Source organism: Microbacterium neimengense (assembly GCF_054782995.1).
This window is the reverse complement of record NZ_BAAGRK010000001.1, coordinates 203,604-229,059: the sequence shown is the minus strand read 5'-3', so window position 1 is coordinate 229,059 and position 25,456 is coordinate 203,604. Positions and strand designations below refer to the sequence as shown.

General features: G+C 69.1%; 25 protein-coding genes. 6 read left to right on the top strand and 19 right to left on the bottom strand.

What is annotated here, in order from left to right:
• Nucleotides 1-4: 4 nt before the first annotated feature.
• Genes efeB through efeU form a run of 3 tightly spaced genes read right to left on the bottom strand, consistent with a single transcriptional unit; the run spans nucleotide 5 to nucleotide 3,455 of the window.
• On the bottom strand, nucleotides 5-1,306 hold the full coding sequence (gene efeB, locus ACYVJS_RS01035; RefSeq protein WP_460736920.1) for an iron uptake transporter deferrochelatase/peroxidase subunit: 1,302 nt from the start codon (nucleotides 1,304-1,306) through the stop codon (nucleotides 5-7).
• Nucleotides 1,303-2,532 (bottom strand): iron uptake system protein EfeO, encoded by a 1,230-nt coding sequence (efeO, locus tag ACYVJS_RS01030; RefSeq protein WP_460736918.1) that lies wholly within the window; start codon nucleotides 2,530-2,532, stop codon nucleotides 1,303-1,305. The genes efeB and efeO overlap by 4 nt, the downstream gene beginning before the upstream one ends.
• Entirely contained in the window at nucleotides 2,529-3,455 is a 927-nt protein-coding gene (gene efeU, locus ACYVJS_RS01025) for an iron uptake transporter permease EfeU (RefSeq protein WP_460737085.1), read from the bottom strand. Before efeU ends, efeO begins: the two co-directional genes overlap by 4 nt.
• A gap of 140 nt (nucleotides 3,456-3,595) precedes the next feature.
• Between efeU and ACYVJS_RS01020 the strand changes: the two genes are divergently transcribed.
• Nucleotides 3,596-4,603, top strand: coding sequence for an isopenicillin N synthase family dioxygenase (locus ACYVJS_RS01020; RefSeq protein WP_460736916.1), 1,008 nt, complete (start codon nucleotides 3,596-3,598; stop codon nucleotides 4,601-4,603).
• A gap of 188 nt (nucleotides 4,604-4,791) precedes the next feature.
• On the opposite strand, the gene rpsO is transcribed toward ACYVJS_RS01020, so the two are convergent.
• Nucleotides 4,792-5,061: a 30S ribosomal protein S15 gene (gene rpsO, locus ACYVJS_RS01015; protein ID WP_137416542.1), complete on the bottom strand. Its 270-nt coding sequence runs from the start codon at nucleotides 5,059-5,061 to the stop codon at nucleotides 4,792-4,794.
• Nucleotides 5,062-5,210: 149 nt separating this feature from the next.
• Here rpsO and ACYVJS_RS01010 point away from each other — a divergent pair, with 149 nt between their 5' ends.
• The 3 genes from ACYVJS_RS01010 (at nucleotide 5,211) to ACYVJS_RS01000 (ending at nucleotide 7,739) form a co-directional block, all read left to right on the top strand.
• The gene (locus tag ACYVJS_RS01010; RefSeq protein WP_460736914.1) at nucleotides 5,211-5,435 is read left to right on the top strand and encodes a DUF167 domain-containing protein; all 225 of its coding nucleotides are present in this window, start codon (nucleotides 5,211-5,213) and stop codon (nucleotides 5,433-5,435) included.
• 5 nt (nucleotides 5,436-5,440) lie between these two features.
• On the top strand, nucleotides 5,441-6,727 hold the full coding sequence (locus ACYVJS_RS01005) for an MFS transporter (protein WP_460736912.1): 1,287 nt from the start codon (nucleotides 5,441-5,443) through the stop codon (nucleotides 6,725-6,727).
• Between the two features lie 88 nt (nucleotides 6,728-6,815).
• Nucleotides 6,816-7,739, top strand: coding sequence for a DMT family transporter (locus tag ACYVJS_RS01000; protein ID WP_460736910.1), 924 nt, complete (start codon nucleotides 6,816-6,818; stop codon nucleotides 7,737-7,739).
• Nucleotides 7,740-7,782: 43 nt separating this feature from the next.
• On the opposite strand, the gene ACYVJS_RS00995 is transcribed toward ACYVJS_RS01000, so the two are convergent.
• The 5 genes from ACYVJS_RS00995 to ACYVJS_RS00975 form a co-directional block, all read right to left on the bottom strand.
• Entirely contained in the window at nucleotides 7,783-8,343 is a 561-nt protein-coding gene (locus ACYVJS_RS00995) for a YceI family protein (RefSeq protein WP_460736909.1), read from the bottom strand.
• A gap of 210 nt (nucleotides 8,344-8,553) precedes the next feature.
• Nucleotides 8,554-8,922, bottom strand: a complete 369-nt coding sequence (locus ACYVJS_RS00990; protein WP_137416538.1) for an FKBP-type peptidyl-prolyl cis-trans isomerase — start codon at nucleotides 8,920-8,922, stop codon at nucleotides 8,554-8,556.
• Nucleotides 8,923-9,028: 106 nt separating this feature from the next.
• Nucleotides 9,029-10,426, bottom strand: a complete 1,398-nt coding sequence (locus ACYVJS_RS00985; RefSeq protein WP_460736906.1) for an NtaA/DmoA family FMN-dependent monooxygenase — start codon at nucleotides 10,424-10,426, stop codon at nucleotides 9,029-9,031.
• A complete protein-coding gene (add, locus tag ACYVJS_RS00980) occupies nucleotides 10,423-11,421 on the bottom strand; it encodes an adenosine deaminase (protein ID WP_460736904.1) in 999 nt (332 codons plus the stop codon). Before add ends, ACYVJS_RS00985 begins: the two co-directional genes overlap by 4 nt.
• A gap of 74 nt (nucleotides 11,422-11,495) precedes the next feature.
• Nucleotides 11,496-12,701, bottom strand: coding sequence for a PrsW family intramembrane metalloprotease (locus ACYVJS_RS00975; protein ID WP_460736902.1), 1,206 nt, complete (start codon nucleotides 12,699-12,701; stop codon nucleotides 11,496-11,498).
• 38 nt (nucleotides 12,702-12,739) lie between these two features.
• On the opposite strand from ACYVJS_RS00975, the gene ACYVJS_RS00970 reads away from it, so the two are divergent.
• Nucleotides 12,740-13,609 (top strand): fumarylacetoacetate hydrolase family protein, encoded by an 870-nt coding sequence (locus ACYVJS_RS00970; protein ID WP_460736900.1) that lies wholly within the window; start codon nucleotides 12,740-12,742, stop codon nucleotides 13,607-13,609.
• 54 nt (nucleotides 13,610-13,663) lie between these two features.
• Here the strand turns inward: ACYVJS_RS00970 and ACYVJS_RS00965 are convergent, their stop codons facing one another.
• The 10 genes from ACYVJS_RS00965 to ACYVJS_RS00920 form a co-directional block, all read right to left on the bottom strand.
• On the bottom strand, nucleotides 13,664-14,134 hold the full coding sequence (locus ACYVJS_RS00965; RefSeq protein ID WP_460736898.1) for a DUF4190 domain-containing protein: 471 nt from the start codon (nucleotides 14,132-14,134) through the stop codon (nucleotides 13,664-13,666).
• Nucleotides 14,135-14,211: 77 nt separating this feature from the next.
• Nucleotides 14,212-15,675 carry an aspartate ammonia-lyase gene (locus ACYVJS_RS00960; RefSeq protein WP_460736896.1) on the bottom strand — a complete coding sequence of 488 codons (1,464 nt, stop codon included), beginning with the start codon at nucleotides 15,673-15,675 and terminating at the stop codon, nucleotides 14,212-14,214.
• A 115-nt stretch (nucleotides 15,676-15,790) separates the two neighbouring features.
• Nucleotides 15,791-16,708, bottom strand: coding sequence for a phosphodiesterase (locus tag ACYVJS_RS00955; RefSeq protein ID WP_460736894.1), 918 nt, complete (start codon nucleotides 16,706-16,708; stop codon nucleotides 15,791-15,793).
• Nucleotides 16,709-16,742: 34 nt separating this feature from the next.
• Nucleotides 16,743-17,078 (bottom strand): peptidase, encoded by a 336-nt coding sequence (locus tag ACYVJS_RS00950; RefSeq protein WP_137416530.1) that lies wholly within the window; start codon nucleotides 17,076-17,078, stop codon nucleotides 16,743-16,745.
• The gene (locus ACYVJS_RS00945; RefSeq protein WP_243227161.1) at nucleotides 17,078-18,304 is read right to left on the bottom strand and encodes an inorganic phosphate transporter; all 1,227 of its coding nucleotides are present in this window, start codon (nucleotides 18,302-18,304) and stop codon (nucleotides 17,078-17,080) included. Before ACYVJS_RS00945 ends, ACYVJS_RS00950 begins: the two co-directional genes overlap by 1 nt.
• 188 nt (nucleotides 18,305-18,492) lie before the next feature.
• A complete protein-coding gene (locus tag ACYVJS_RS00940; RefSeq protein ID WP_460736892.1) occupies nucleotides 18,493-19,617 on the bottom strand; it encodes a Gfo/Idh/MocA family protein in 1,125 nt (374 codons plus the stop codon).
• Entirely contained in the window at nucleotides 19,614-20,564 is a 951-nt protein-coding gene (locus ACYVJS_RS00935) for a sugar phosphate isomerase/epimerase family protein (protein WP_460736890.1), read from the bottom strand. The genes ACYVJS_RS00940 and ACYVJS_RS00935 overlap by 4 nt, the downstream gene beginning before the upstream one ends.
• A gap of 31 nt (nucleotides 20,565-20,595) precedes the next feature.
• Nucleotides 20,596-21,420 carry a carbohydrate ABC transporter permease gene (locus ACYVJS_RS00930; RefSeq protein WP_460736888.1) on the bottom strand — a complete coding sequence of 275 codons (825 nt, stop codon included), beginning with the start codon at nucleotides 21,418-21,420 and terminating at the stop codon, nucleotides 20,596-20,598.
• Nucleotides 21,420-22,379 (bottom strand): carbohydrate ABC transporter permease, encoded by a 960-nt coding sequence (locus tag ACYVJS_RS00925; RefSeq protein WP_460736886.1) that lies wholly within the window; start codon nucleotides 22,377-22,379, stop codon nucleotides 21,420-21,422. The genes ACYVJS_RS00930 and ACYVJS_RS00925 overlap by 1 nt, the downstream gene beginning before the upstream one ends.
• Nucleotides 22,380-22,392: 13 nt before the next feature.
• The gene (locus ACYVJS_RS00920; RefSeq protein ID WP_460736884.1) at nucleotides 22,393-23,697 is read right to left on the bottom strand and encodes an extracellular solute-binding protein; all 1,305 of its coding nucleotides are present in this window, start codon (nucleotides 23,695-23,697) and stop codon (nucleotides 22,393-22,395) included.
• Nucleotides 23,698-23,943: 246 nt separating this feature from the next.
• Between ACYVJS_RS00920 and ACYVJS_RS00915 the strand changes: the two genes are divergently transcribed.
• On the top strand, nucleotides 23,944-25,434 hold the full coding sequence (locus tag ACYVJS_RS00915) for a GMC oxidoreductase (RefSeq protein ID WP_460736882.1): 1,491 nt from the start codon (nucleotides 23,944-23,946) through the stop codon (nucleotides 25,432-25,434).
• Nucleotides 25,435-25,456 lie beyond the last annotated feature (22 nt).

The window sequence follows — 25,456 nt, the reverse complement described above, 5'->3', positions numbered from 1 at the left end:
GCGCTCAGGCGAAGAGGTCGGCTCCTACGAACGAGCCCTCTCGAACGCCGCCCGGCACCGCCCAGATCCCCGATCCGACGTGGCGCAGGTACTCCGTGAGCAGGTCGCGCGCGAGCGCCTTCTGCACAGTGATGAACTGCTCGGGCGAGCGCTGGTAGGAGAGGAAGAACAGCCCCGCCTCCAGCGCGCCCCGCCCGTCGTTGCCGTCGACGAAGTTGTAGCCGCGACGCAGGATGCGGATTCCGCCGTTGTTGTCGGGGTGGGCGAGGCTGACATGGGAGGCACGGTCGATGCGGGGCGCGCCCGACGCATCCTTCGCCGAGAAGTCCGGCTCGGTGAACTCCTCTCCGCCCGACAGTGGAGCGCCCTCGCGCTTGTCGCGCCCGATCGTGCGCTCCTGTTCCATGAGCCGCAGCCTGTCCCAGGTCTCGATCGTCTGGCGGATGCGGCGGGCGACGAGATAGCTGCCACCGGCAAGCCAGGCCGGGCCCTCATCACCGACCCACACGTGCTCGGCGAGCGCCGCCGCGTCGGTGGCGAGGATGTTGGCCGTACCGTCCTTGAAGCCGAACAGGTTGCGAGGCGTCGTCTGCGCGGCGCTCGTCTTGGACGTACGGCCGAAGCCGAGCTGCGCCCAGCGGATGCGGGCGCGGCCGAACGCGATGCGGCTGAGGTTGCGGATCGCGTGGACGGCCACCTGCGGGTCGTCGGCGCAGGCCTGGATGCAGAGGTCGCCGTCCGAGTTCAGCGGGTCCAGGTCGTCGCCGACGAAACGGGGCAGCGGCCTCAGGAGGTCGGGGCGACGATCGGCGATCCCGAAGCGGTCGACGCCGTCGCGCTCGAACAGTCCGGGCCCGAATCCGAACGTGATCGTCAGTGAGCTCGCGGGAAGCCCCAGCGCCTCCCCGGTGTCGTCGGGCGGGGCCTGGGGCGAGCCGCCCACCGCGCCCGACGCGCTGACATCGAGGCCCTGCGTCATGCGCGATGCGGCATACGACCAGTCCTGGAGGAGCGAGACGAGGTCGTCGCGCGTCAGATCGTCGTCGAGGTCGAAGGCGGCGAAGTGCAGGTGATCCTGCACTTCCGTGGTGATACCCGCCTGGTGATCGCCGAAGAACGCGTGGACACCGTCTGCATCAGCGCCGGATGCGGCGCCCGCGACGGCCGTGGCGACCGCGGCACCGCCGGCCCCGCCGATGGCGAGGCCGGCGGCACCGGCGCCCAGCAGACCGAGCAGACCCCGCCGGCTGAGCCCGGACGGCGCGGCGGCGGGCTCCTGCGGCGCGGCGGGCTGCTGTTCGTTCACGAGAGGACGGTCACCGTCAGACGCGACAGCGGCTCAGCGAGCGCGTTGATCAGATCGGTCAGGGTGCGCTTGTCGGCCTCGGTCAGCGTCGAGTACGCGACGAACGACGTGTCGGCGCTGCCGTACGTGGCAAGCTGCGCCTCGAGATCGGCGTATCCCTTGTCGATGGCCGTCACGAGCTTCTGACCGTCCGCGCCCTTGCTCTCGGCGAAGTCGCGCACGAGCGAGTAGGCCATCTTGGACCCCTCGACGTTGGCGGCGAAGTCGTAGAGATCGGTGCCGCTCCACCAGTCCTCCTCGCCGGAGATCTTGCCGTTCGCGACCTCGTCGAGCAGCGCGATGGCGCCGTTCGAGATGCCGGCGATGCCCTGCGCGTCCAGCGCGCTCACGAACTCGTCGGAGTGGACGTAGTCGTTGAGCTGCGCCACATCCGCAACGAGCTGGGCGGCGTGCTCCGCGCGCTGCTCGGGCGTAGAGGGCGTCCAGTCCTGCCAAGCGGGGGTGGCACCGTCGGCGTTGAGCGCATCCTGCGCGGGGACCCAGAGGTCCTTCTCGATGCGGTGGAAGCCGGTCCAGTCCAGACCCTCGGCGACCGCATCCACCTCGCGGTAGTCGATCTTGGGGTCGAGATCGCCCAGCGACTCGGCGACCGGTTCGATCCGCTCGTAGAAGGAGCGCACCTGCGGGAAGGACGTCCGGGCGGTCTCGTCGTCGCCGGAGGCATAAGCGGCGGTGAAGGCGGCAACGGCCGGGACCAGTTGCTCGACCTGATCCTTCACGAACGCCGCGTACAGCGAGACCGCCTGCTGCTTCTGCTCGGCGTCGTCACCGGAGGCCGCGACCGTGTCGCCGGTGACGGTGAAGCCCGCTCGTCCGACGCCGTCGCCGACCATGCCGGGCTTGCACAGCGTGAAGTAGTTGCCGGGCTGTGCGACGACCGTGAGGGTCCGTGAGGCGCCGGGGGCGATGTTCTCGACCTCGCCGACGATACGCAGGCCGTCTTCGGCGAGCAGATAGAACTCGCTGACCTCGGAGCCCGTGTTGGTGACGTCGAAGGCCAAGGTGCCGCTGGTCGCGGTCGCCGTGGGCAGATCGCACGCGGAGTCGCTCGCCGTCACGGCGAGGGCGTCGGACGCGGCCACGTCGGCCTTGGCGACGCATCCGGCGAGCACGAGCGAGGCGAGGACGAGCGCTGCGGCGCCGCCGATCAGACGAGGAGCTGTCATGGGGTTCCTTGATGTGCGGGAGCGACGGCTTCTTGCGCTCGGTGGGACCGCGGGTGCGAACGCGCACCGCGGAAGAAGAGGGCGCCGACGACGGCGATGTAGACGACCCACGCGATGACCTGCAGCCACGTCATCTGCGGCATGAACCCGACGGTGGCCTGCAGCAGCACGGCGACGGGACCGCCGGGAGCGATGATCGCCGACACGTCGAAGGCCCAGCCGAACGGGAAGCCGGCGAGACCTATGCCCACGACGCCGGTCGCCGCGTCGATCGTGGCGGTGTCGGAGAACGGCCCCGGAAGCACGCCCGCCTCCTGCAGATCGTGCACGCCGTAGGCGAGAACGCCGGCGGCGACGATGATGAGCAGAGCGCCGGTCCAGGTGAAGAACACCCTCAGGTCGAGGCGGATCATCCCGCGCGAGATGAGCGCGCCGAGCACGACGGCCAGGGCGAGCCCCAGCACGGCACCGCCGAGGGCGGCGGGCGCATTGCCGAAGGATTGCACCATCGACCACAGCAGCAGGGTCGTCTCGAGTCCTTCGCGAGCGACGGAGATGAAGCCGATGACGACGATTCCCCACAGCGCCCCGGTCGCGAGGGCACGGTCAATGTCGCCCTCGAGCGCCCGCTTGAGCCCGCGGCCGGCCCGCTGCATCCAGAAGATCATCCACGTGACCATGGCGACGGCGACGAGCGAGAGACCACCGCCGAGGATCTCCTGGGCCTGGAAGGTGAGCTCGTAGGCGCCGAACGTGAGGACCGCTCCGATCACGAGCGAAAGCAGAACGGCCAGCCCGACGCCGATCCACATCCGCGGCAGGACGTCGCGCCGGCCGAGCCGCGAGAGGTAGGCGGCGAGGATGCCGACGACGATGGCGGCCTCGAGGCCTTCGCGCAGACCGATCAGCAGACTCGACAGCACCGGGGATCTCACTTTCTGGTAAGGCTTACCTAAGCCCGGAGCGAGATTACTCCTGTTACGTCCGGGGGCAAATTCCACGCCGCGCGGTAACGCTCAGCAACATTTCTCCGCAGCGCGACGCCGGGACGTACCTTCGGTGCATGAGCACGCCATCCCTTCCCGTCCTCGATTTCTCCCGCTTGTCCGGCGGCCCGGATGCGGTCGCCGCGTTCCGCGACGACCTGCGTCGCGCGACCCATGAGGTGGGCTTCTTCTACCTCACCGGCACAGGCGTCGATGAGCTGGCGCTGCGCCTCGAGAAGGTCGCGCGCGACTTCTTCGCGCTGCCCGATGCCGACAAGCTGGCGATCGAGAATGTCAACAGCCCGCACTTCCGCGGGTACACGCGCATCGGCGGCGAGCGCACGCAGGGCCAGGTCGACTGGCGCGAGCAGATCGACATCGGACCCGAGCGCGAGGCCGTAACCGATCCCACTGCTCCCGACTTCGAACGCCTCACCGGCCCCAACCTGTGGCCTGAGGCTCTTCCGGAGCTGCGCGAGGTCGTGCAGGAGTGGCACGACCGGCTGAGCGAGGTCGCGATCACGCTGCTGCGCCAGTGGGCGCTCGCGCTGGGAGCGGCCGAGGACTTCTTCGACCCCTACTTCGCAGATCCGGGAACGCTCATCAAGATCGTGCGCTATCCGGGCAGCCGTGAGCCCGAGCCGCAGCAGGGTGTCGGCGCGCACAAGGACTCCGGAGTGCTCACTCTGCTGTGGGTGGAGCCGGGCAAGGGCGGGCTCCAGGTCGAGCGCGACGGCGGCTGGGTGGACGCTCCCCCGGTCGACGGTGCGTTCGTCGTCAACATCGGCGAGCTGCTCGAATACGCGACCCAGGGGTATCTCATCGCCACCAACCACAGGGTCGTCTCGCCCCGCTACCCCGAAGACCGCATCTCGGTGCCCTTCTTCTTCAACCCGGCGCTCGATGCCCAGCTGCCCCTCATCCAGCTCCCGCCGGAGCTCGCGGCACGTTCGCGGGGTGTGACCGAGGACCCCACCAATCCGATCTACGCCCGCTACGGCGAGAACGCGCTGAAGTCGCGGCTGCGCGCGCACCCGGATGTGGCGGCGATCCACCACGCGGATCTCCTGGCCGCCCGCGCCTGACCCGCCGCATCCCCCCACTTGACCGCGAGACTGCATTTCCCTTACGAGATCACGGGTAAACACAGTGATCTCGTGTAGAAGATGCAGTCTCGCGGTTCTTGGTGCGGCGGGCGGGGACACAAAAGCGAAGGCCGCCCCACACCGTGGGGCGGCCTTCGAAGAAAGCGATATACGCGATCGCGCTGCGATCAGCGGCGCAGACCGAGACGCTCGATGAGCGAGCGGTAGCGGTTGATGTCGATGTCCTGCAGGTAACCCAGCAGGCGACGGCGCTGACCGACCATGAGGAACAGACCACGACGCGAGTGGTGGTCGTGCTTGTGCTCCTTGAGGTGCTCGGTGAGGTCCTTGATGCGCTGCGTCAGCATCGCGACCTGCACCTCGGGGGATCCGGTGTCACCGGGGTGCGTCGCGTACTCTTCGATGATCGCCTTCTTGACGTCGTTCTCGAGTGCCATAGATGGGATCCCCTCTCTCCTCGTTGCGCGGCGCCCTCCGGCTGATCCGGGGGCTCTCTTTATCCGCGGCCGATCGAACGGCAACCTCCAAAGTCTACCAGCGTTCGGCGCCGACCCCAACCGCTCGCGGCGACGGTACGCTCGCACCCGTGCAGTTCACCGTCCGCGTCAAGCCCGGCAGCCGTCGCGGGCCCCTCGTCGAGACGGATGCGGACGGCGCTCTCACCGTGCACGTCCGTGAGCGCGCGGTCGACGGAGCAGCCAACTCCGGGGTCATCGCGGCCCTCGCTGCGCACCTCGGCGTCCGACGCCAGGACGTCACGATCCGCACGGGTCACGCCGCTCGCATCAAGCGCATCGAGGTCGCCGAGTGAGGCGGATGCGGCTCGCGCGCCACCTGATCGACGTGCGCCCGCTCACCACCAGCGCGCCGTACGCGCGGATGTGGATCGGCTCCACGCTCGCGGGCCTCGGCGGGCAGCTGACGATCGTCGCCGTCATGCTGCACGTCTATGCCCTCACCGGCTCCGATTTCGCCGTGGCCATGGTCGCTGTGGCGGGCCTGGTTCCGATGGTGCTCGCCGGGCTCTACGGCGGGATGCTCGCCGACGCGTTCGATCGGCGCATGGTCGCCCTCGTCGCCGCCTGCATCACCTTCGCCTCCACAGCCCTGCTGGCGGCTCTCGCCTGGTCCGGCGACGAGACCGTGTGGTGGCTGTATGCGCTGAGCATCGTCAACTCCGCCGCGAACTCCGTCGTGATGGCTACGAAGTCGGCCATCACGCCGCGGCTGCTGCCCCGCGAGCTGCTGCCGGCGGCGGCGGCCCTCAACGGCGTCACCGTCGGGATCATGGTGATGGCCGGCCCCGCGCTCGCGGGCGTCCTGGTCGCAACCGCGGGCTACGCCTGGACGTACTCGATCGATGTCGTGCTCATGACCTCGCTGTTCCTCGGCCTGTGGACCCTGCCGAGGCTCCGCCCGGAGGGCGAGATCGTCGGGCCCGGCCTCGACTCCCTTCGTGACGGCTGGGCGTTCCTGCGCCGCGCGCGCAACATCCGGATGCAATACCTGCTGGACATCATCGCGATGACGTTCGGGCAGCCCCTCGCTCTCTTCCCCGGCATCGGTGCCGTGCTGCTCGGCGGCGGGCCGGTGACGACCGGCATCCTCACCGCGGCCGTCGCGGCGGGCGCATTCCTGTCGAGTCTGTTCTCCGGGCCGATCGGCCGGGTGCGACGCCATGGGCTCGGCATCGAGCGCGCGATACAGGTCTACGGCGCTGCGATCGCCGTGTTCGGGCTCGTGCTGGTCGCCGCGGCCTTCGGGTGGTTCGCGGGCGGCGAGGTCAACGTCGTCCTGATCGCCGCCGCCTGCGTGGTGCTCGCCGTCTCGGGCGCGGCCGACAACGTGAGCGCGATCTTCCGGTCGACCATGATGCAGTCGGCGGTGCCCGACACGATGCGCGGGCGCCTGCAAGGGGTCTTCATCGTGGTCGTGGCGGGCGGCCCCCGCATCGGCGCGCTTTACGCCGGCAGCCTCGCGACCGTGACGACGCTGTGGTTCCCACCGCTTCTGGGCGGCATCGTCATCATCGCTCTCGTCGGCGTGCTGGTACGTCTCAGCCCCGGCTTCCGCGCGTACGACGCGCTCCATCCGGTGCCCTAGCAACCGCTCGCTGCCGTCATGCGGCGGCTTTCGGCCATCACATCCGCGACAAGGCCGGAGCGTCTGCGGCCGTCACTAGAGTCGGGGAGTGCTTCCCGTCGTGCGCCCCTCCGCCCCGCCCCACCAGACGGTCATCGCCGTGCAGTTCGTGCTCACCGGCATCATCTGGGGCTCGAGCTTCCTGTTCATGAAGGTCGCGCTCGGCGGGCTCTCCCCCGCCCAGGTCGCATGGTCGCGGCTCGTGCTCGGGGCGGTGACGCTGGGGATCTTCGTGGCCGTCCGGCGGGAGACACTGCCCCGGCGACTCGTGGTGTGGATGCACATGTTCGTGCTCGCACTCTCGTTCTGCGTCGTGCCGTTCCTGCTGTTCTCGTGGGCCCAGCAGCACGTCACCTCGGGTCTTGCGAGCATCTACAACGCGACGACCCCGATCATGACGGCCGTCATGGCCTGGGCCGTGTTCCGCGTCGAGAAGCTGCGCATCGTGCAGATCGCGGGAATCCTCATCGGCATCCTCGGGGTGATGGTGATCATCGCCCCCTGGCAGGGGCTCACCCCCGATCAGAGCCTCATCGCCCAGTTCGCCATCCTCGGCGCCACCGCCTGCTACGGCTTCAGCCTCGCCTACATGAGACGCTTCACGTCCGACAGCGGCATGAGCCCGTTGGTCTTCTCGTTCCTGAACATCGGAATCGCTGCGGTGATCATGCTCGCGCTGACGCCGTTGATCGCTCTCACTCCCGTGCGGCTGGATGCGGCGATCGTCATCTGCCTCGTGCTCCTCGGCTGCCTCGGCACCGGCGTCGCCTACATCTGGAACCAGAACGTGCTCCGCGCCTGGGGTCCCACACGCGCCTCCACCGTCACGTACATCACGCCGGTCGTGGGCGTCGTTCTGGGTGCCGTCGTGCTCGGCGAGACGGTGTCGTGGAACGAACCCGTCGGCGCTCTCGTCGTCTTCCTGGGCATCCTCCTCGCGCAGGACAGACTCCGGCGCCGAGCCCGGACATGACGAGGGGGACGGATGCGGCCGCATCCGTCCCCCTCGTGTGCGATCAGGCCGCGACCGTGCCCTGCAGGTCGAGCTCGATCGTGACGTCCTTGCCGACGAGCACGCCGCCGGTCTCGAGCGCGGCGTTCCAGGTGAGGCCGAACTCCTCACGGTTGATGACCGTCTTGGCCGTCGCGCCCGCCTTGTAGTTGCCCCACGGGTCGGTGCCGAAGCCGCCGAACTCGAGCTCGAACGTGACGGGCTTGGTGACGTCCTTGATGGTCAGGTCGCCGTCCACGAGGAAGTCGCCCTTCTCAAAACGCACACCCGTCGAGACGAAGGTCATCGTGGGGTAGTTCTCGACGTCGAAGAAGTCGGCCGAACGCAGGTGGCCGTCGCGGCCCTCGTCCTTGGTGTCGATGGAGGCGACGTCCACCGTCGCCTCAACCTTCGCCTCGAGCGGGTTCTCCGGGGCGATGATCGTGGCGCTCTTCACACCGAAGGTGCCGCGCACCTTCGAGATCATCATGTGGCGCACCGCGAAGGTGACCTCGCTGTGCGAGGCGTCCAGTGTCCAGGTGCCGGCCTTGTATCCGGGGATCTCGATTGCGTTCGTGTCGGTCATGTTCGCTCCAAAACCAGGGCCGCGCGTTTCGCGGCATCGAGTCCAGTCAACCGCATCTCACGGGAACGTATTCCCCTGAATGCAAAATTCTGACGAGAGTCTTAAGAACTTCCGGTGGACGCGTTTCGTCTCGCTCCGCTCGCTCAACGAACGAACGGCGCGGGCAACGACGAAGGGCCCCGGATGCCCGGGGCCCTTCGAGAGGTCGTGTCAGCCGACCTTCAACAGGTCGATGATGAAGATGAGCGTCTTGCCCCCGAGGAAGTGACCTCCTGCGGGCCCGTAGGCCAGGTGCGGCGGGATCACGAGCTCACGGCGACCGCCGACCTTCATGCCCGGGATGCCGTCCTGCCAGCCCTGGATGAGGCCGCGCAGCGGGAACTGGATGCTCTCGCCACGACCCCAGGACGAGTCGAACTCTTCGCCGGACTCGTACTCGACGCCGGCGTAGTGCACCGTGACGTTGTCGCCCGGCTTCGCCTCTTCGCCGTCTCCGACGATGATGTCGCGGATAACGAGCTCGGTGGGAGCGGGCCCTGCGGGAGCGTCGAACTCGGGCTTCGTGCGGTTGTCAGTCATGCCTCCATCCAAGCACGTCGACGCCGCCCGCGAGGCGCCGCCGACCCTCTTGACAGCGTCCGGCGACGGGTGGATCCTGACATCAGAACAACTCAGCGCTCGGGAGTCACGCAGGCATCGCCGCGGCACCGGGCGCTGAGTCTTTTCCGGCTCGCTCCAGCCGAGCTCCGGAGCGCTCCCGCATCCGTTCGCGCAACGTCGGACCGGCAGGCTCCGCCAGTCGTCCTCGCTCGCGAAGGCGCGGAAGCACCAGCTCCCCGAACGCCTCGACGTCGCGGGTTCCGAAGACCGGCTCGAAGAGGAACCCGTCGAGACCGGTCTGGTCGGCGAGTTCCGCGACCCGGTCGGCGACGTGGTCCGCATCCCCCACGATCCGGAACCCACGTGTGCCCTTGCCACGCAGGTCGTCGAGGATCTGCCGAACGGTCGGCGCCGGCGAACCGTCGCGACCGAGGAAGCGCTCGATGTTGCTCGTGCCCATCTGACCGACGATGCCACCGGCGGCCACGACCTCCGCGAGGGTCTTGTCGGGATCGAGCGTGAGCAGATCGATGCCGGTGTTGCCGGCGTACAGCGCCGCCACGACCTCGTCCGACTGCATACTGTGGAACTCGCGCCAGAGCTGCTCGGCACCGGCCTGCGTCTCGTCCACGATCGCGGTGAGCCCGGCCATGATGCGGATGTCGTCGGGATCGCGCCCCGCCTCGGCGGCGCGGCGGCGGATGTCGGCGACGGCCGCCGCCGTGTGCTCGGGCGTCGTGGCCTGCACGAACACTCCCTCGGCATGGGAGGCCGCGAGCGCGCGACCCTTCGGTGAGGTCCCGGCCTGGAAGATCACGGGGGTGCGCTGCGGCGACGGCGGGGCACCGAAGTATCCGCGCGAGCGGTAGTGCGCCCCCTCGAACTCGGTGCGATGGATGCGGGACGGGTCGATGTAGACACCGGAGTCCGCATCCGCCACCAGCGCATCGTCGTCCCACGAGCGCTCCCAGTAGCTGCGGGCGAGGGACACGTACTCCTCTGCCATCTCGTACCGCGTGTCGTGCGGGACCATCTCGGGGTGTCCGAAGAGCTCCGCGACGGCGTTCTGCGAGGCACCCGTCACGACGTTCCAGCCGATGCGACCGCGGGTGAGGTGATCGAGGGTGCTGAAACGGCGCGACAGCGGGAGGGGATGATCCATCCCCGTCGTCGCCGTCACGACGAATCCCAGCTTCTCAGTCTCGCGGGCGAGAATCGGGATGATGGTCGACGGGTCGAGGCCGGAGAAGTTGATCGCCGCCGACAGACACGCCGCGCTGATGTCGCCGTTCTGCATCGGATAGCCGAAGCCGTCGGCGAAGAAGAGGAAGTCGTACCCGGTACGGTCCATGATCTTCGCCATGCGCACCCAGCGCTCCGGGTCGAGGTAGTCCGCAGCGTCGCAGAGCGGATGCGCCCAGCTGTACGTGCCGCCGACCTGCGGCGCGTAGACCTCGAAGACGCCGAAGTGGAGATTCGTCACAGCGCCTCCCCCAGCCACGCCTCGATGTCGGCCTTCGCGCGCGCCTTGAGCGCGTCCCCGGCGAGGGTCGTCTCGATGGAGCTCCACGCGCACGCGGCGAGCTGGCGGTCCGTCAGACCGATCTGCTCACGCGCGACGACGTACTCGTCGAGGATGCCGGGGCCGAACAGGATCGGATCGTCCGCGTTGATGGAGCACCGCACACCCGCATCCAGCAGCTGCGGGAGCGGGTGACGGGCGAGGTCGTCGATGACGTCCAGCAGCAGATTGGAGGTGGGGCAGGTGTCGAGGCAGATCCCCCGCCGCGCCAGCTCCGCCACGAGCGCCGGATCCTCGATCGCCCGCACGCCGTGCAACACCCGCGCGGCGCCCAGGTCCTCGATGGCCTGCCACACCGATTCGGGACCCACCAGTTCGCCCGCGTGCGGCGCGGATTGCAGGCCCGCGGCGCGGGCGATGTCGAACGCGGGTGCGAAGTCGGCGGCGGGATACCCGCGCTCCTCGTTCGCGAGCCCGAGGGACACGACGCCACGACCCGCGCGGGCCGCTGCCGCCTCCGCGAGGGCGATCGCTTCGGCGAGGGGTTCGGTGCGGTCGACCGTGACCATGAGGCCCACCTCGACGCCGTGCCGTTCGCCGGCGATGCGAACCGCGTCGAGATGCGCGTCCAGCGCCGCCTCGACCGTTCCGAAGGCGGCGAGATAGAGCTGGGGGCTCACGCCGAACTCGACGTACACCGCGCCGTCGGATGCCGCATCCGCCACGGCCTCGTCGATCAACCGCACGAGGTTCTGCGGGTGCGCCAGGACCGCGAGCAGCCCCTGGTACATGTCGGCGAACGCGGTGAAACCGGAGAATCCGGACACCGGTGGGATCTCGACCGACATCTCCGCGGCCAGCTCGGCGAGCGTCGCGGGCCTCATGGCCGCCTCGAGATGGACGTGGAGATGCCCCTTGGGGAGGGCGGCGAGATCGCGGAGGGCCGAGTCGGCCATGAACGCTCCTGACGTCGAGTGAACTGGTCGGTTCACGATAGCGACGTGGTGTTTCGCCGAGATGACGTCCGACGTCAGAGCGCGAACAGGGCGGCGCGAGCGGCGACCGTGCGCTGCAGGAGCGCGGCCTCCTCCGCGCTTGCCCGGGGATCCCTCCCGCTGATCGCGCGCTGTCGCGCCGCCGCCAATGCGGTCGCATCGGCGATGAAGGTGCGCATGATCGGTACCCGGTCGCCCGTGAGCGTGCGCGCCCAGGCGAGAGCGGTACGGCGCCCAGCAGCGGTCGCGAGCATGTCGACTTCCTGCGGGGTGAACCAGCCGACAGCCGCGTACTCCCCCAGTCGCGCCCGCGTCAGGCGCGCCTCCTCGCGCCGCAGGAGCACGATCGCGACGACGAAGACCACGAAGAGGGGAACCTGGAGCACGGCGTACAGCGCGAAGAAGTCGCCCAGGAGGGCTGAGCCGTTCCACAGCGCGTGCAGGGCGATGGCGCCAGCGAGCCCTAGGAGCCAGGGCCCGAGCGCGCCGCCGAGTCGGACGCCGCGGCGAGCGGCGAGGCCCAGCGCGAAACCGGTGACCGCGGTGAACATCACGTGCGCGAAGGGCGAGAGGATGCCCCGCACGAAGAACGTGGCGGACGCCTGCGTGAAGCCGCCCTCGATGAAGGCGCTCGCGAAGTACTGGATGTTCTCGGTGAAGGCGAATCCCGCGCCGATCAGCCCGCCGTACACGATGCCGTCCACCGGCCCGTCGAAGAAGCGCCGGGCGGCGGCGAAGATCAGGAGCACACCGAGTCCCTTGCCGATCTCCTCGACGATCGGCGCCTGCACGACGGACTGCAGCAGGAGCGCGAGCGGTGAATCGCCACGACCGAACGTCAGCAGCAGCACGAGGTCCACGCCGAGGGCCAGCGCCACGGCGGCGATGGCTCCCCAACCGAGCGCGAGGATGACGAGGCCCTTCGGCTCCGGCTCCCAACGGTCAACGATGCGCAGTGCCCAGAGCACGCCCGCCAGCGGCAGCAGCGCGAGGATCCCTCCCAGCAGCGAGGCGACCGGTCCGATCGCCTCCAGGAAGTAGCCGACGAGCACCACGAGCAGGGCCAGGAGCAGGGCACCGACCCAGATGTAGAGTCCCCACGCCCGCCGGACCGGCGCGCCGACGGGCGGCTGCGAGGTCGTGGGTGCCGCAATCGGTGCCGGGGCGGCGTGAACCGGCTGCGCCAGTGCGGAATCGAAGGCCGGCGGGGTGAGCGTCGGGCGGCCATCGGGGGTCGTCATTCCCTCAGCCTACGGTCGCCGCCGGTAGCGTGGAGGGCATGCGCTTCGCCCACCTCCGCACCGCTGCGAATCCGGAGCCGAGACTCGTCGTCGTCGACGAGGACTCCGCTGCCTTCGTCGACGCCCTCTTCCCCCACGCCCCGAGAACACTCGAGCAGCTCATCCTCGGCGGAGACGAGCTGCTGGCGCGCGTGCGGTATGCCGCGGAGTCACCCGAGGTAGAGCGCTTCGGGTTCGCGGGCGCCGAGTTCGCCTCGGCGGTTCTCGCACCGCCCGTCATCCTCGCGGTCGGACTCAACTACGCCGCGCACTCGGGCGAGCTGGGGCTCAAGACCGACCAGACCCCGACAGTCTTCGTGCTGTGGCCGAACTCCCTCACGGGACACGAGCAGACCACGAGCTGGCCGCGCAGCCTCAGCGAATCCGTCGACTACGAGGCGGAGCTCGGTGTGATCATCGGCCGCCCCGCGAAGAACGTCCCGCAGGAGAAGGCCCTGGACTACGTGTGGGGCTACACGGTCGTCAACGACGTCACGGCGCGCGACATCCAGTTCTCCGAGGCGCAGTGGTCGCGCTGCAAGTCGTTCGACGGCTTCACCCCGACCGGCCCGTTCGTGGTGACCGCCGACGAAGTGCCCGACCCGCAGGATCTCCACATCTGGACGGTCGTCGACGGCCACACCGTGCAGGACGCGTCGACCGGGCAGATGATCCGACCGGTGTCGACGCTGGTGTCGCACCTCTCACAATCGGTGACGCTGCTGCCCGGGACCCTGATCTCCACGGGCAGCCCCGGCGGCGCCGGTTACTCTCGCGATCCGCAGATCTTCCTGCGCGACCGATCGACCGTGACGGTCGGCATCGACGGCATCGGCGCCCTGACGACGCACTGCCGCATCCTGGACTGAACGACGATGGCCCCCACCGGCGGGTGGGGGCCATCGTCGTCGTTTCAGATCGACTCAGCCTGCGGGGCAGGACTGCGTCACGCCGTTGATCTGGTAGGAGCCGCCGGGGTTCTCCAGGCAGTACTGCGTCGCCTGGTCGATCAGGCTCACGAAGCTCACGATGAGGATGATCCCCACGATGATCCCGATCACCATCAGGACGGAGCTGACGATGATGGCCCACACCGCGGGAAGGTTGCGCACGCCGGCCTTACGGCTCTGCACGAGCGCGACGATGCCGAGGATCAGACCGATCAGCTGCGCGAAGAAGGCGACGATCAGAGCCACGATGCCGAGCGTCTTGCCCGGCACCGGAGCGCCGGGGTTCGGCTGGTCAGGAACCGGGCCGGCAGCGGGCGGCGCCGTCGGATAGGCCGGCGGCGCCTCTGACGAGGCGGGCGGAGCCGTCGGGTACGCCGGAGGCGCGGCGGGGTAGGACGGCGGGACCGGCGGGGTGTTCTCGGTCGATCCGGTCGGGTCGGTCATGATTCCTCCTGGTTCGGCGCGGGCACGGTGCGCGCTCCGACGCTATCGGCTGCGCCCTGCGCACGCACGGTCGACACTCAGTCCTGGGTCGGAGTCAGGCTCGTATCGATGATCGGGATGGCGGCCGTGATGGCCTCGAGTCCCGAAAGCCGCGCGGGTGAGAGCTGCTTGACCACCTCGTCGCGGGGCATGAGTCCCGCCTCGACGACGAGATCGGCCACGTTTCGACCGGTGAGCAACGCCGTCTTGGCGAGCGCCGCGGCGGCCGCGTACCCGATGAAGGGCGTCAGAGCGGTGATCGCCCCCACCGATGAGCCGACCATCGCTCCCAGGCGATCGTGGTTCGCCGTGATCCCCTCGACGCAATTCACCCGCAGCGTCCACATGGCCTGGCGCATCCACGTGATCGACTGGAAGATCGAATGGGCGATCACCGGTTCGAAGGCGTTGAGCTGCAGCTGGCCGCCCTCGACCGCCATCGTGACCGTCATGTCCGCACCGACCACGGCGAAGGCGACCTGGTTGACGACCTCGGGGATGACCGGGTTGACCTTGCCGGGCATGATGCTGGAGCCCGCCTGACGCGCGGGCAGGTTGATCTCGCCGAGACCGGCCTGCGGGCCGCTGGAGAGCAGGCGCAGGTCGTTGCAGATCTTGGAGAGCTTGATCGCGTTGCGCTTGAGCGACGACGAGAACGACATGAACGAGCCCGTGTCGCTCGTAGACTCGACCAGGTCGTCGGCCGTCGCGAGGTCCAGCCCCGAGATCTCGCGCAGGTGCCGCAGCACGGCGGGAGCATAATCCGGATGCGTCGTGATGCCCGTGCCGATCGCGGTCGCCCCCATGTTGACCTCGTGCAGCAGCCAGGCGTTCTCGCGCAGCCGGTGCAGGTCCTCGCCCAGTGTGGTCGCAAAGCCGTGGAACTCCTGCCCCAGGGTCATCGGCACCGCATCCTGCAGCTGCGTACGACCGACCTTGAGCACGTCATGGAACTCGCGCGCCTTGTCGAGGAAGGCCTGGCGCAACAGGTCGAGCTCGCCCAACAGACTCTGAAGTGTGAGCGAGAGGCCGACCTTGATCGCGGTCGGATACACGTCGTTCGTCGACTGGCTGCGGTTGGTGTGATCGATCGGCGAGAGGTAGGCGTAGTCGCCCTTCTCGCGACCGGCGAGCCCGAGCGCCACGTTCGTGATGACTTCGTTGGCGTTCATGTTGGTCGAGGTGCCGGCACCGCCCTGGATGACGCCGACGACGAACTGGTCGTGGTGGCGTCCCGAGATGACCTCCTGCGCGGCGCGGTCGATGAGCGAGGCCCGCTCCGCATCGAGCACGCCGATCTCCCGATTCGCACGAGCCGAGGCCTGCTTCACCATCGCGAGCGCCACGACGAGATCGGGGTAGACCGAGATCGGGCGCTTGGAGATCGGGAAGTTCTCGAGAGCCCGAGCCGTGTGAATCCCCCAGTAGGCGTCGGCGGGGATCTCGAGGCTCCCGAGGGAGTCGGTCTCGGTACGGGTACGCGTCGTTGCGTGCTCTGGCATGCGTTGTCCTTGTGGGTCGTCGGCCGGTTGCGTGACCGAGCCTAATCGCCGCATCCGTGCACACCACCGGACACGGCGTACACCGTGCGCACGGCACCCTCCGTGGCGGCGAGCGTCAGCGGGGGCGCTTGCGTGAGAACGCGTCGAGCCGCTCCTGTGGGGTCAGCGCCGCCATCTTCGCGTTCCACTCTGGTGTGAAGAAATCGGCCGTCTCGGCGTCGACCACCGGCACGACCGCGTGCGTGACGGTGTCGTCGTAGACGTGCACGAGGTGGAACGACTGCCCCGCATCCATCCCGTTGACCTCGTCCGCGGGGCGCGCGAGATCCATCGTGTAGCACGTGGCGGCCGCCACACTCACGGGTACTCCGGCGAACATGCCGGAGGTTGAGTGGTGGAGATGGCCGGCCAGGATGCCGCGCACGTCGCTGTCGCGGACGACGCTCGCCAGCCGGTGCTGCTCGCGGAGCTCGAGGATGTCGAAGAACGGGATGTGGCTGGGCAGCGGCGGATGGTGCAGCGCGAGAAGCGTCCCCAGCGGGGCGGGCGTTGCCAGCACATCGGCGAGCCATGCCAGCTGCGCATCGTCGATCTCGCCGTGGTGCCAGCCCGGCACGGTGGAATCGAGCACGACCAGACGCAGGCCGTCGAGGTCGTGGACGGCGGTGACGGGCTCGTCGCTCGCCGCAGCACCCAGGAGTTCAGCGCGCAGCGGCGCGCGTTCGTCGTGGTTGCCCGCAACCCAGACCAGCGGCGCGCCCCACCGCTCGGCCGCGGGTTCCAGCACCTCGCGCAGCGCGCGGTAGGCCTCTGGCTCGCCCAGATCGGTGAGATCGCCCGTGCACACCACTGCGTCGGGGCGGATGCGGGTGCGATCGATCGCGGCGACGGTGCGCCGCAGGTTCGCCAGTGTGTCGTAGCGCCCGCCCAGCGCCGCATTGCCGGCGAGGAAGTGCGTGTCGCTCAGGTGGACGATCGTGCGCAGCGCAGGCGGATGCTGCCCGAACTGCACGGCGGCGGATGCGGCACTCATACCGCCACCCTACGGCCCGCCGCCGACGCGGTGATCAGTGGCCGATGACGATGAGCAGGAGTCCCGACAGCACCGCGAGCGCGCAGAAACCGAAGGCTGCGCATGCGACGATGAAAGCCACCCGCTTCTGCGCGTCGGTCAGCGGCGAGCGCTTGGCAGCCTTCGCCGCGGCCTTCTCCGCCTTGGCGCGCTGCTTGTCGGTCATGACGGTGATCGCGTCGGTGAACTCCGCCGGCGCCACCACCGGCGCCCGTCCGGCGCGCACCAGCATCCGGAGTCCGAGCGCGTAGCTTCCCACCACGGCGACGGCGGCGATGAGGGCGGCGAAGAAGACCTGGACGAACGCGAGCCAATCGATCTGGATGTCCATCAGCGCTGTCCCTTCTCCTGACGGGCCCGCTCGCGCTCCAGGCGACGCTGGCGACGCGTGGGCGGCGGGTTGCGCTTGACCTTGACCGCGCGACCGGAGTCGGCGACCTCGCTCATGGCGTTGGCGGCGGTGACCTCGTCACGGCGCGAACGCAGGAAGAGCAGAAGCACGATGATCACGGCCAGGACCGCGTCGATCGCGATGCCCCACGGGCCGAGCCAGGCCACGATGAGGGCCGCCGCCGCACCGACGATCCCCGCGGCGGGGAGCGTGAGCAGCCATCCGATCGTGATCCGACCGACCGTCCGCCAGCGCACCTTCGCGCCGCGGCGACCGAGCCCGGACCCGATGACCGAGCCGGATGCCACCTGCGTGGTCGACAGGGCGAAGCCGAGGGCGCTGGAGGCGAGGATCGTGGCGGCGGTGGAGCTCTCCGCGGAGAACCCCTGAGCCGGCTTCACGTCGGTGAGGCCCTTGCCGAGCGTGCGGATGATGCGCCAGCCGCCCATGTACGTGCCGAGGGCGATCGTGAAGGCGCAGGCGAAGATGACCCAGAGCTGGGGATCGGCGTGGGCCGAGTCCTGCCAGCCGGCCATGATCAGCGCGAGGGTGATGACACCCATCGTCTTCTGTGCGTCGTTCGTCCCGTGCGCGAGGGCGACGAGGGAGGAGGAGAAGATCTGCCCCCAGCGGAAGCCGTCGCGGCCGTCCGGCTTGCCGTCGTAGCGCCGGGTCACAGCGTAGGCGAGCTTGGTCGCGGCGAAGGCGATGACGCCCGCCGTCACCGGGGCGATCAGGGCCGGGAGGATGACCTTGCTGAGCACGACACCGAAGTCGATCGCGTAGGCGCCGATGCCCACGAGCGTCGCGCCGATGAGGCCGCCGAACAGTGCGTGCGACGAACTCGAGGGAAGGCCCAGCAGCCACGTGAGCATGTTCCAAGTGATGGCGCCGATGAGCCCGGCGAAGATCAGCGGGAGGAAGGCTCCGGGCGAGATCTGGTCCTCGCGCACGATGCCGTGCGAGATCGTCTTGGACACCTCGGTGGACAGGAACGCCCCGACGAGGTTGAGCCCCGCCGCCAGCAGTACGGCGACCTTCGGCTTCAGGGCACCCGTCGCGATGGGCGTGGCCATCGCGTTGGCGGTGTCGTGGAAGCCGTTGGTGAAGTCGAAGAAGAGCGCGAGTCCGATGATCAGGACGACGATCAGTGCTGCGGTTTCCACCGTTCGCTTTCGGGGAGAGGGAGAAGGAGGGAGAGCCGAGCGAACGGCGGCGCGAACGAACAGTTCACCGTGAAGTCGGCATTCGTTAACCCGACCACACGGAATCCTTACATCGCCCGCCCTCCCGGTCAACTCAGTGCGCCGGGCGTAACCTCCGACTCGCCCGTTCGATGATCCGGCGCACACGCTCAGTGCGTCGCGACGTCCTCCCAGGAGGCGGAGCGCGCCGAGGCGCGCACCGCGTCGACGATGTCGGCGGCACGCGCGCCGTCGTCAAATGTCGGAAGACCGTCCGGCGCCTCACCGCGCACCGCGGCGTAGGTGTCCGAGACGAACGCGGCGAACGCATCGCCCCACCCCTGCGCGTGCCCGGCCGGGAACGCGTTCAAGCGGGCCTGTGCCGGCGAGGGCTCTGCCTCGGCGCGCCGCAGGATGCTCGCCCCGTTCGTCGTGCCGAACCACACGGTCTCGGGCGTCTCCTGGTCGAAGACGGCGCTGGCCGAGGTGCCGTCGATCTCGAACCACAGCCGGTTCTTACGTCCCGCGGAGACCTGCGACACCACGACGCTGGCGGGAACACCCGAGCGCGTGCGCAACGCGACGATCGCCGCATCCTCTGTTTCGACGCGCGCGCTCGGTCGCTCGGCCGTCGCGACGCCGCCGAAGGCGTGGTCGCTGCCGACGGGACGTTCGGGGTGCGCAAGAGCGAACTGCGCGGAGGCGGCGTCGAAGCGTTCCCCGCTGACGAACTCGACCAGATCGCACCAGTGCGAGCCGATGTCCGCGAAGGCGCGCGAGGCGCCGCCGAGCGCGGGGTCGACGCGCCAGTTCGCCGTGCGCGCGTCCAGCATCCAGTCCTGCAGATAGGTGCCGTGCATGAGCAGGACTCGTCCCAACCCGCCCTGCGCGACCCGCGAGCGGATTTCGCGCACGAGCGGGTGGTAACGGTAGACGAAGGGGACGGTTGCGACGACCCCCGCCCGTCGGGCGAGCGCGGCCAGATCATGCGCCTCGGCCCCGTCGAGCCCCAACGGCTTCTCGCACACCACCGCGACGCCGGCTTCGAGCAGTGACCGCACGTAGGGCGCATGCGTCGCGTTCGGAGTGCACACGTGGACGACGTCCGGGGCGTCGGCCAAGAGATCGTCGAGATCGAGATAACCCCGGCCGCCCCAGCGCTCGGCGGCCTGCGCCCCCCGCTCCGGACGGGAGCCGAGAAGACCCGTCAACCGACCCCCGACCGTGCGGACCGCGCGCGCATGGACCTCGGCGATCATCCCGGTCCCGATGATCGCGACGCGCAGTGCGCTCACGCGGCGAACGTCTGCTCGACCCACGCACGACTGCGACGGGCGCTCGCATCCGGGTCGCCGTGCAACTGATCCACCTCGATGACCAGCCAACCGCCGAAGTCGTCACCGAGCTGCGCCAGGACACCCGGAATGTCGATGTCGCCGCTGCCGGGCTCGAGGAAGAAGGGCTGCGAGGCGACGCGCTCGTACGGGCCGGGGTGCGCCCGGTTCTCGGCGACGAGGGCTGCGGAGTGGTCCTTGATGTGAAGGTCGATGACGCGATCGCGATGACGCGCGACCATCGCGACCGGGTCTATGCCCGCCCACGCGAGGTGGCCGAGATCGAACGACGCCCCCAGGACGTCCGGATCGACCTCGGCGAGCACGGTCTCGATCTCCTCCTCGGTCTCGACCCAGGTGCCGACGTGGTTGTGCAGCCCGGCACGCACGCCCTCGGCACGCAGGATGCGGCCCGCCTCGGCGAGCATGTCGGCCTGCCGCAGGAGCCTGTCGCGGTCGGCGAGGTATCCGACCGCCGCGCGCTCAGACCAGCGCGGCAGCCGGTAGTCGACCATCGGCGCGAGAAAGACCGTGTCAAGGCCGAAGAAGAGCGACTCCTCCGCCTTGCGGCGCACGGGGTTGAACCAGCGTGCCCACTCGGCGCTGCCGGGCGCGATGTCCAACCCCTCGTCCTCCGGCAGCCCGATGGAGGCGTAGCCGGGTGCGACGCGCAGGCCTGCGCGTTCGATCATCGTTGCGTAGCTCTGGAGGGTCTGCGTATCCAGAACCTCCATCATCGTGGCGTCGAATCCGGATGCGGCCACCTTGGCGAGAACCTCGGGGTAATCGGCGACGAACGACGGCTCTCCGTAGCGCCACCGCCCCGTGCTTCCGGGGACGGCGGGATCGGGCGGCAGGTTGGTCCACTGGATGGGGTTGAGGGCGACCTGTGAGCGTCGGATCGTCATGACGGAACCTTTCGAAGCGGAGGGCACGGACTCACTTGAGACCGGTGGCGGCGATGCCCTGCACGAAGTACTTCTGCAGGAACAGGAACAGGATCAGAACGGGAAGCAGCACCACGACCGCACCCGCAAGCAGCACGCCGAACTCGGTCGTCTGGTTGGACTGTGCGGCGACGGCGAGTCCGACGGGCAGGGTGTAGGTGCTCTGCGACTGCGCCATGACCAAAGGCCAGATGAAGGCGTTCCACGAAGCGAGGAAGGTCAGCACACTGACCGTGGCGAGTGCGGGCGCGAGCAGCGGGAGGAAGATCTGGCCGAAGATGCGCAACTCCCCCGCCCCGTCGAGCCTCGCCGCCTCCATGAGGTCCTCCGGAATCGAGTGGGCGAACTGACGGACCACGAACACGGCGATCGGCAGGACCAGCATGGGAAGCGCTATTCCGAATAGCGTGTCGACGAGCCGGAGCTGGACGGCCACCATGAACTGCGGCACAAAGATGGCGACGATCGGAACCATCATGGTGGCCAGGACCAGCGCGAAGACGAACCCGCGGCCGCGGAAGTGCAGCTTCGCGAGGGTGTATCCGGCGAGCGAGCTGAACACGAGGTTTCCGGCGACGACGAGCGCGGACACGACGACGCCGTTCAGGAAGTACTGCCCGAAGCCGCGGTCGAAGAGCGTCGCGAAGTTGGCGAGGTTGCCGAAGGACTCCGGCAGCCACGCACCGGGGTTCGCGGTGAACTCCCCCTGCGTCTTGAACGCGCCGAAGAACACCAGGACGAACGGGATGAGCATCGCGACGCACACGACGGTGATGAGCAGGTAGAGCAGCGCGCTGCCCAGTCGGGAGGTACGCATCAGTGTTTGGGCCTCAGCATCCGGAACTGCACGACACTCACCACGGCCACCAACACGATCAGCACGAAGGAGCCCGCCATGGAGGCGGCGATGTTCCCGTAACCGAACTGTTGATAGACCCAGAGGGAGATCGATCTCGTCGAGTCCAAGGGGCCGCCGCCGGTGAGCAGGTAGGGCTCCTCGAAGATGTTCATGTACATGACGGTGATGAGCACCGTCACCAGCAGAGTCGTCGGCCGCAGCAACGGCAGCGTCATGTGCACGATCCGTCGCCAGGGGCCTGCGCCGTCGATGGCGGCGGCTTCGTACACCTCCTCCGGCACAGCCTGGAGTCCCGCGAGGAACAGCACCATCGCGGTCCCGACGTTCCGCCAGACCGTGAGCATGATCACCGAGGTCACGCCCCATGCCGGGTCCCCGAGCCAGTTGGGCCCCGCGATGCCGATCGCCGCGAGCGCCTCGTTGACCGGGCCCTCGTAGGTGAGCGCGTACTTCCAGATCACGGATGCGGCGACGATGTTCGCGATGACCGGCAGATAGATGGCCGCACGGAAGACGGGGCGCAGACGCCGGATGCCGCTGCCTAGCAGGATCGCGAGGGCGAGCCCGATGCCGATCGTGAGCGGGACACCGACCACGACGAACAGGACCGTGTTGCCTATGGAGCGCAGGAAATCCGGGTTGGCGAACAGCGCCGTGAAGTTGTCGGCGCCGACGACATCGACCTGGAGGGGGTCGCGGATGTCGCGCAGCCCGATGTCCGTGAAGCTGAACGCCAGCGCGAACAGGCCCGGAACGACCGTGAACAGGCCGACGACGATGAGCGTCGGCAGCAGGAAGACCCAGGCCACCAGGCTCTGACGCGGGCGCGCTCGGCGGGTCTGCCCGCTCGGCGCGGCGCTCCCCGAGGGGAGACGGCTCGCGCGCGTCTCCCCTCGGCTGAGTGTGGAACTCGTCATGGTCGTCCGGCGCTCACTCGACGCCGGTGCCGATCGCGTCGGCCTTGGCCTGTGCGGCGGCGAGCACCTCGGCGGGCGTCGCCTGCCCGCGGGCAGCGCGCTCCATCTCGGACCCGAGCATCGCCGAGACCTCCAACCAGCCGGGAACAGCGGGGACCGCGCTCGCCATCGGGATGGCCTCCTTGATGACGGCCAGGAACGGGTCGTCGGCGATCACCGGCTCGTCCCATGCCGCCTCGACGGCGGGCAGGTTGCCGAAGCGCTCGTACCAGGCGACCTGGTTCTCGGGCTGTGACATCCAGCGCACGAGCTTCCACGCCGCATCCGCGTTCTTGGCGTCCTCGAAGACGGCGAGGCTTCCGCCGCCGATCGCCGAGGTGCTGCCGCCGGGGCCGGCGGCGTTGAGCGCGACGCCCAGGTTCTTGCTCGACCAGCCCTCCCCGTTGGCCTCGTCGAGCCAGGACGGGAACCACGGCCCGTTGACATAGGCGCCGATCTGCCCCGACGTGAACCACGGCACGGTGTCGAGGAAGGTCGGGCCGTCCGGCGAGGCGTACCCATCGAGGATCAGGTTCGTGAAGGTCTCCAGCGCTGCGAGGTTCTCCGGGGTGTCGATGGTCCACTCGGTGTGGTCGTCGGAGATCAGCGATCCACCGGCCTGGATGCTGAAGTCGTTGAACTGCTGCGCGGTGTACTCATTCCACTCCACCGAGAGGCCGATCGGGAACTTCACTCCCTGCGCCTGCATGGCCTTCGCGAACGCCGGGTAGTCGTCCCACGTCGCGGGCGCCTCGATGCCGGCGGCCTCGGCCAGGTCCTTGCGGTAGTAGAACGCCTGGGCGTAGGTGTACCAGGGCACGGCGTGCGCGGCGCCGTCGTACTGGGCGGCATCCCACATGTTGGCGAAGAAGTCGCCGCCGTCGACGAGGCCGCCGGGGACGGTGGCGAAGGCGTCGGTGGCGAGCATGCTCGCCTGCGACTGCGACAGCAGGAATGTCGCGTCAGGCACATTGCCCGCGGCGACGGCGGCTGCGACCTTCGTGGCGAACTCCGACTCGGGGATCGAGGTCACGGTGACGGTGACGTCGGGATTCTCCTTCTCGAACTCTTCGAAGAAGGCGGGAAGCGCCTCCCCCTCCGCGCCGGCCGCCCAGAACTCGATGGTGCCGGTCGCGGCGTCGTCGCCGACGACGGTGTCGGAGGCCGCCTCGGAATCGCCGGACGCCCGACCGCATCCGGCGAGGACGATGGCGGCAGTGAGGGCGACTCCTGAGACGAGGAGCGCGCGCCGGAGTGGACGTGAAGGCAGTGCAGACATGGTGGTACGGCCTTTCGGGATGCGGGTGGGTGCGCCCGTGGAGCGGGTGGGGCGCCGGCGGCAGATGCCGAGCCGCGGCCAGGCTATGGTCACGCCGCAAGCCGATCCGGCCGATGTTGACAGAATTAACATCGGCGTCACAGCGGGCAAGAATTCGTTACGAGCACGAAACTTTCTCCACTCATCAGACGTCTTTTGCATCGCAATAGTCGTCTTATACCGATCATCGACATATCTGGAGGATCCGTGGACGCGGACGTACTCATCGTGGGCAGCGGCATCATGGGTGCCGCCGTCGCCGCCGAAGTGGGCCGGCTGCACCCGGGGACGCGGATCACGATCGTCGAGGCGGGCCCCGCGGGAGAGGGCGCCCCCGCACGTCACCTCCACGACTCCGCCGACGCGGGCACCCGGGACGCATATCACGCGCACGTCGCGGCCGGTGTGCAGTCCATGTATGTCGGAGCCGCCACCGCGGGGGCCTTCGACGCTCGCAGCGCATCCGCGTTCGGGCTTTACGACTTCGCTGCACTCGGACACGACGCGACCGAGATGCCCGCAGCCGCAAGCGCGTGGAACGTCGGCGGGATGGGATCCCACTGGACCGCCGCGTGCCCCACCCCCTGGGGCCGGGAGATCCCGGCGGCGTTCGCATCCGAGTGGGATGCCGACTACGCGCGCGTGCGCAGCATTCTGCGGATCGGATCCGACCGCTTCGGCCCGACGCCCGCCGGCACCGCCGTCCTGGAGGCGCTCACGCGGGCATTCGGCGACGTCAGCGCACCCGGACGCGGACCGCAGATCATGCCCATGGGCGTCTTCCGCACCGACGGAGTCGAACGTCGACGCACCGACCCGGGGGTCATCCTCCCGGAACTCGACGGGTCGTCGCAGGCCGTCACACTACTGTCCGGCACGCTCGCGCGGCGCATCCTTCTCGATGGACAGCGCGCCCTGGGACTCGAGGTCGAGGATCTCAGCACCGGCGAGCGCCGCCAACTCCGCGCGGGCCAGGTCGTCGTCGCCGCGGATGCTCTGCGCAGCCCGCAGCTCCTGTTCGCCTCCGGGGTGCGGCCCCGCGCTCTCGGCCGCTATCTCAACGAGCACGCGTTCGTCACCGGAAGGGTCTTCGCGGAGCCGCACCACCTCGGCATCGACGAGGTGCCGCCGCTCGGCGACGGAGAATGGATGACGGACTCGCTCTGGCTGCCGCACAGCGACGACGCACAGCCCTTCCACTGGCAGATCAGTGTCGGACCGCTGTTCTCCGAAGACCTCCAGGAAGCCGTGGCCATGGCCGTCGGCATCAGCGTCTACGTCCCCACCGAGGTCAGGGAGACATCGCGCATCGAGTTCTCGGAAGCGGAGACGGACGCGCTCGGCATGCCGCGCGCCCGCATCCATTACGACTACAGCGAGAGCGACCTGGCCCTCATCGAGCGCGCGACCCGTGAGCAACGGGTGGCCTTCGAGGCCGTCGCGGGGCCGGATGCCGTCGCCAACACGCTCCTGCTGCCGCCCGGCTCGTCCCTGCACTACTCGGGGACGGTGCGTATGAGCGAAGCGGATGACGGCACCGGTGTCGTGAATCCCGACGGCGCAGTGTGGGGCATCGAGGGCCTCTTCGTCGCCGGAAACGGCGTTCTGCCGGGGGCGGTCGCCGCCAACATCACGGCGGCCGGAACGGTCACGGCCGTCCGCGCGGCGCGCGCGATCGTGCGCGGGCTCGACGCCTGAGTCGCTCGTCGCGGCCGGAACC

Coding starts and splice junctions, on each gene's coding strand:
- ACYVJS_RS00955 (WP_460736894.1), bottom strand. CDS start 16,708: ATGAGTGCCGCATCCGCCGCCGTGCAGTTCGGGCAGCATCCGCCTGCG.
- ACYVJS_RS00970 (WP_460736900.1), top strand. CDS start 12,740: ATGCGCTTCGCCCACCTCCGCACCGCTGCGAATCCGGAGCCGAGACTC.
- ACYVJS_RS01020 (WP_460736916.1), top strand. CDS start 3,596: ATGAGCACGCCATCCCTTCCCGTCCTCGATTTCTCCCGCTTGTCCGGC.
- rpsO (WP_137416542.1), bottom strand. CDS start 5,061: ATGGCACTCGAGAACGACGTCAAGAAGGCGATCATCGAAGAGTACGCG.
- ACYVJS_RS00920 (WP_460736884.1), bottom strand. CDS start 23,697: ATGTCTGCACTGCCTTCACGTCCACTCCGGCGCGCGCTCCTCGTCTCA.
- ACYVJS_RS01005 (WP_460736912.1), top strand. CDS start 5,441: ATGCGGCTCGCGCGCCACCTGATCGACGTGCGCCCGCTCACCACCAGC.
- ACYVJS_RS00925 (WP_460736886.1), bottom strand. CDS start 22,379: ATGACGAGTTCCACACTCAGCCGAGGGGAGACGCGCGCGAGCCGTCTC.
- ACYVJS_RS00965 (WP_460736898.1), bottom strand. CDS start 14,134: ATGACCGACCCGACCGGATCGACCGAGAACACCCCGCCGGTCCCGCCG.
- ACYVJS_RS00975 (WP_460736902.1), bottom strand. CDS start 12,701: ATGACGACCCCCGATGGCCGCCCGACGCTCACCCCGCCGGCCTTCGAT.
- efeO (WP_460736918.1), bottom strand. CDS start 2,532: ATGACAGCTCCTCGTCTGATCGGCGGCGCCGCAGCGCTCGTCCTCGCC.
- ACYVJS_RS00995 (WP_460736909.1), bottom strand. CDS start 8,343: ATGACCGACACGAACGCAATCGAGATCCCCGGATACAAGGCCGGCACC.
- ACYVJS_RS00930 (WP_460736888.1), bottom strand. CDS start 21,420: ATGCGTACCTCCCGACTGGGCAGCGCGCTGCTCTACCTGCTCATCACC.
- ACYVJS_RS00950 (WP_137416530.1), bottom strand. CDS start 17,078: ATGGACATCCAGATCGATTGGCTCGCGTTCGTCCAGGTCTTCTTCGCC.
- ACYVJS_RS00990 (WP_137416538.1), bottom strand. CDS start 8,922: ATGACTGACAACCGCACGAAGCCCGAGTTCGACGCTCCCGCAGGGCCC.
- ACYVJS_RS00960 (WP_460736896.1), bottom strand. CDS start 15,675: ATGCCAGAGCACGCAACGACGCGTACCCGTACCGAGACCGACTCCCTC.
- add (WP_460736904.1), bottom strand. CDS start 11,421: ATGGCCGACTCGGCCCTCCGCGATCTCGCCGCCCTCCCCAAGGGGCAT.
- ACYVJS_RS00935 (WP_460736890.1), bottom strand. CDS start 20,564: ATGACGATCCGACGCTCACAGGTCGCCCTCAACCCCATCCAGTGGACC.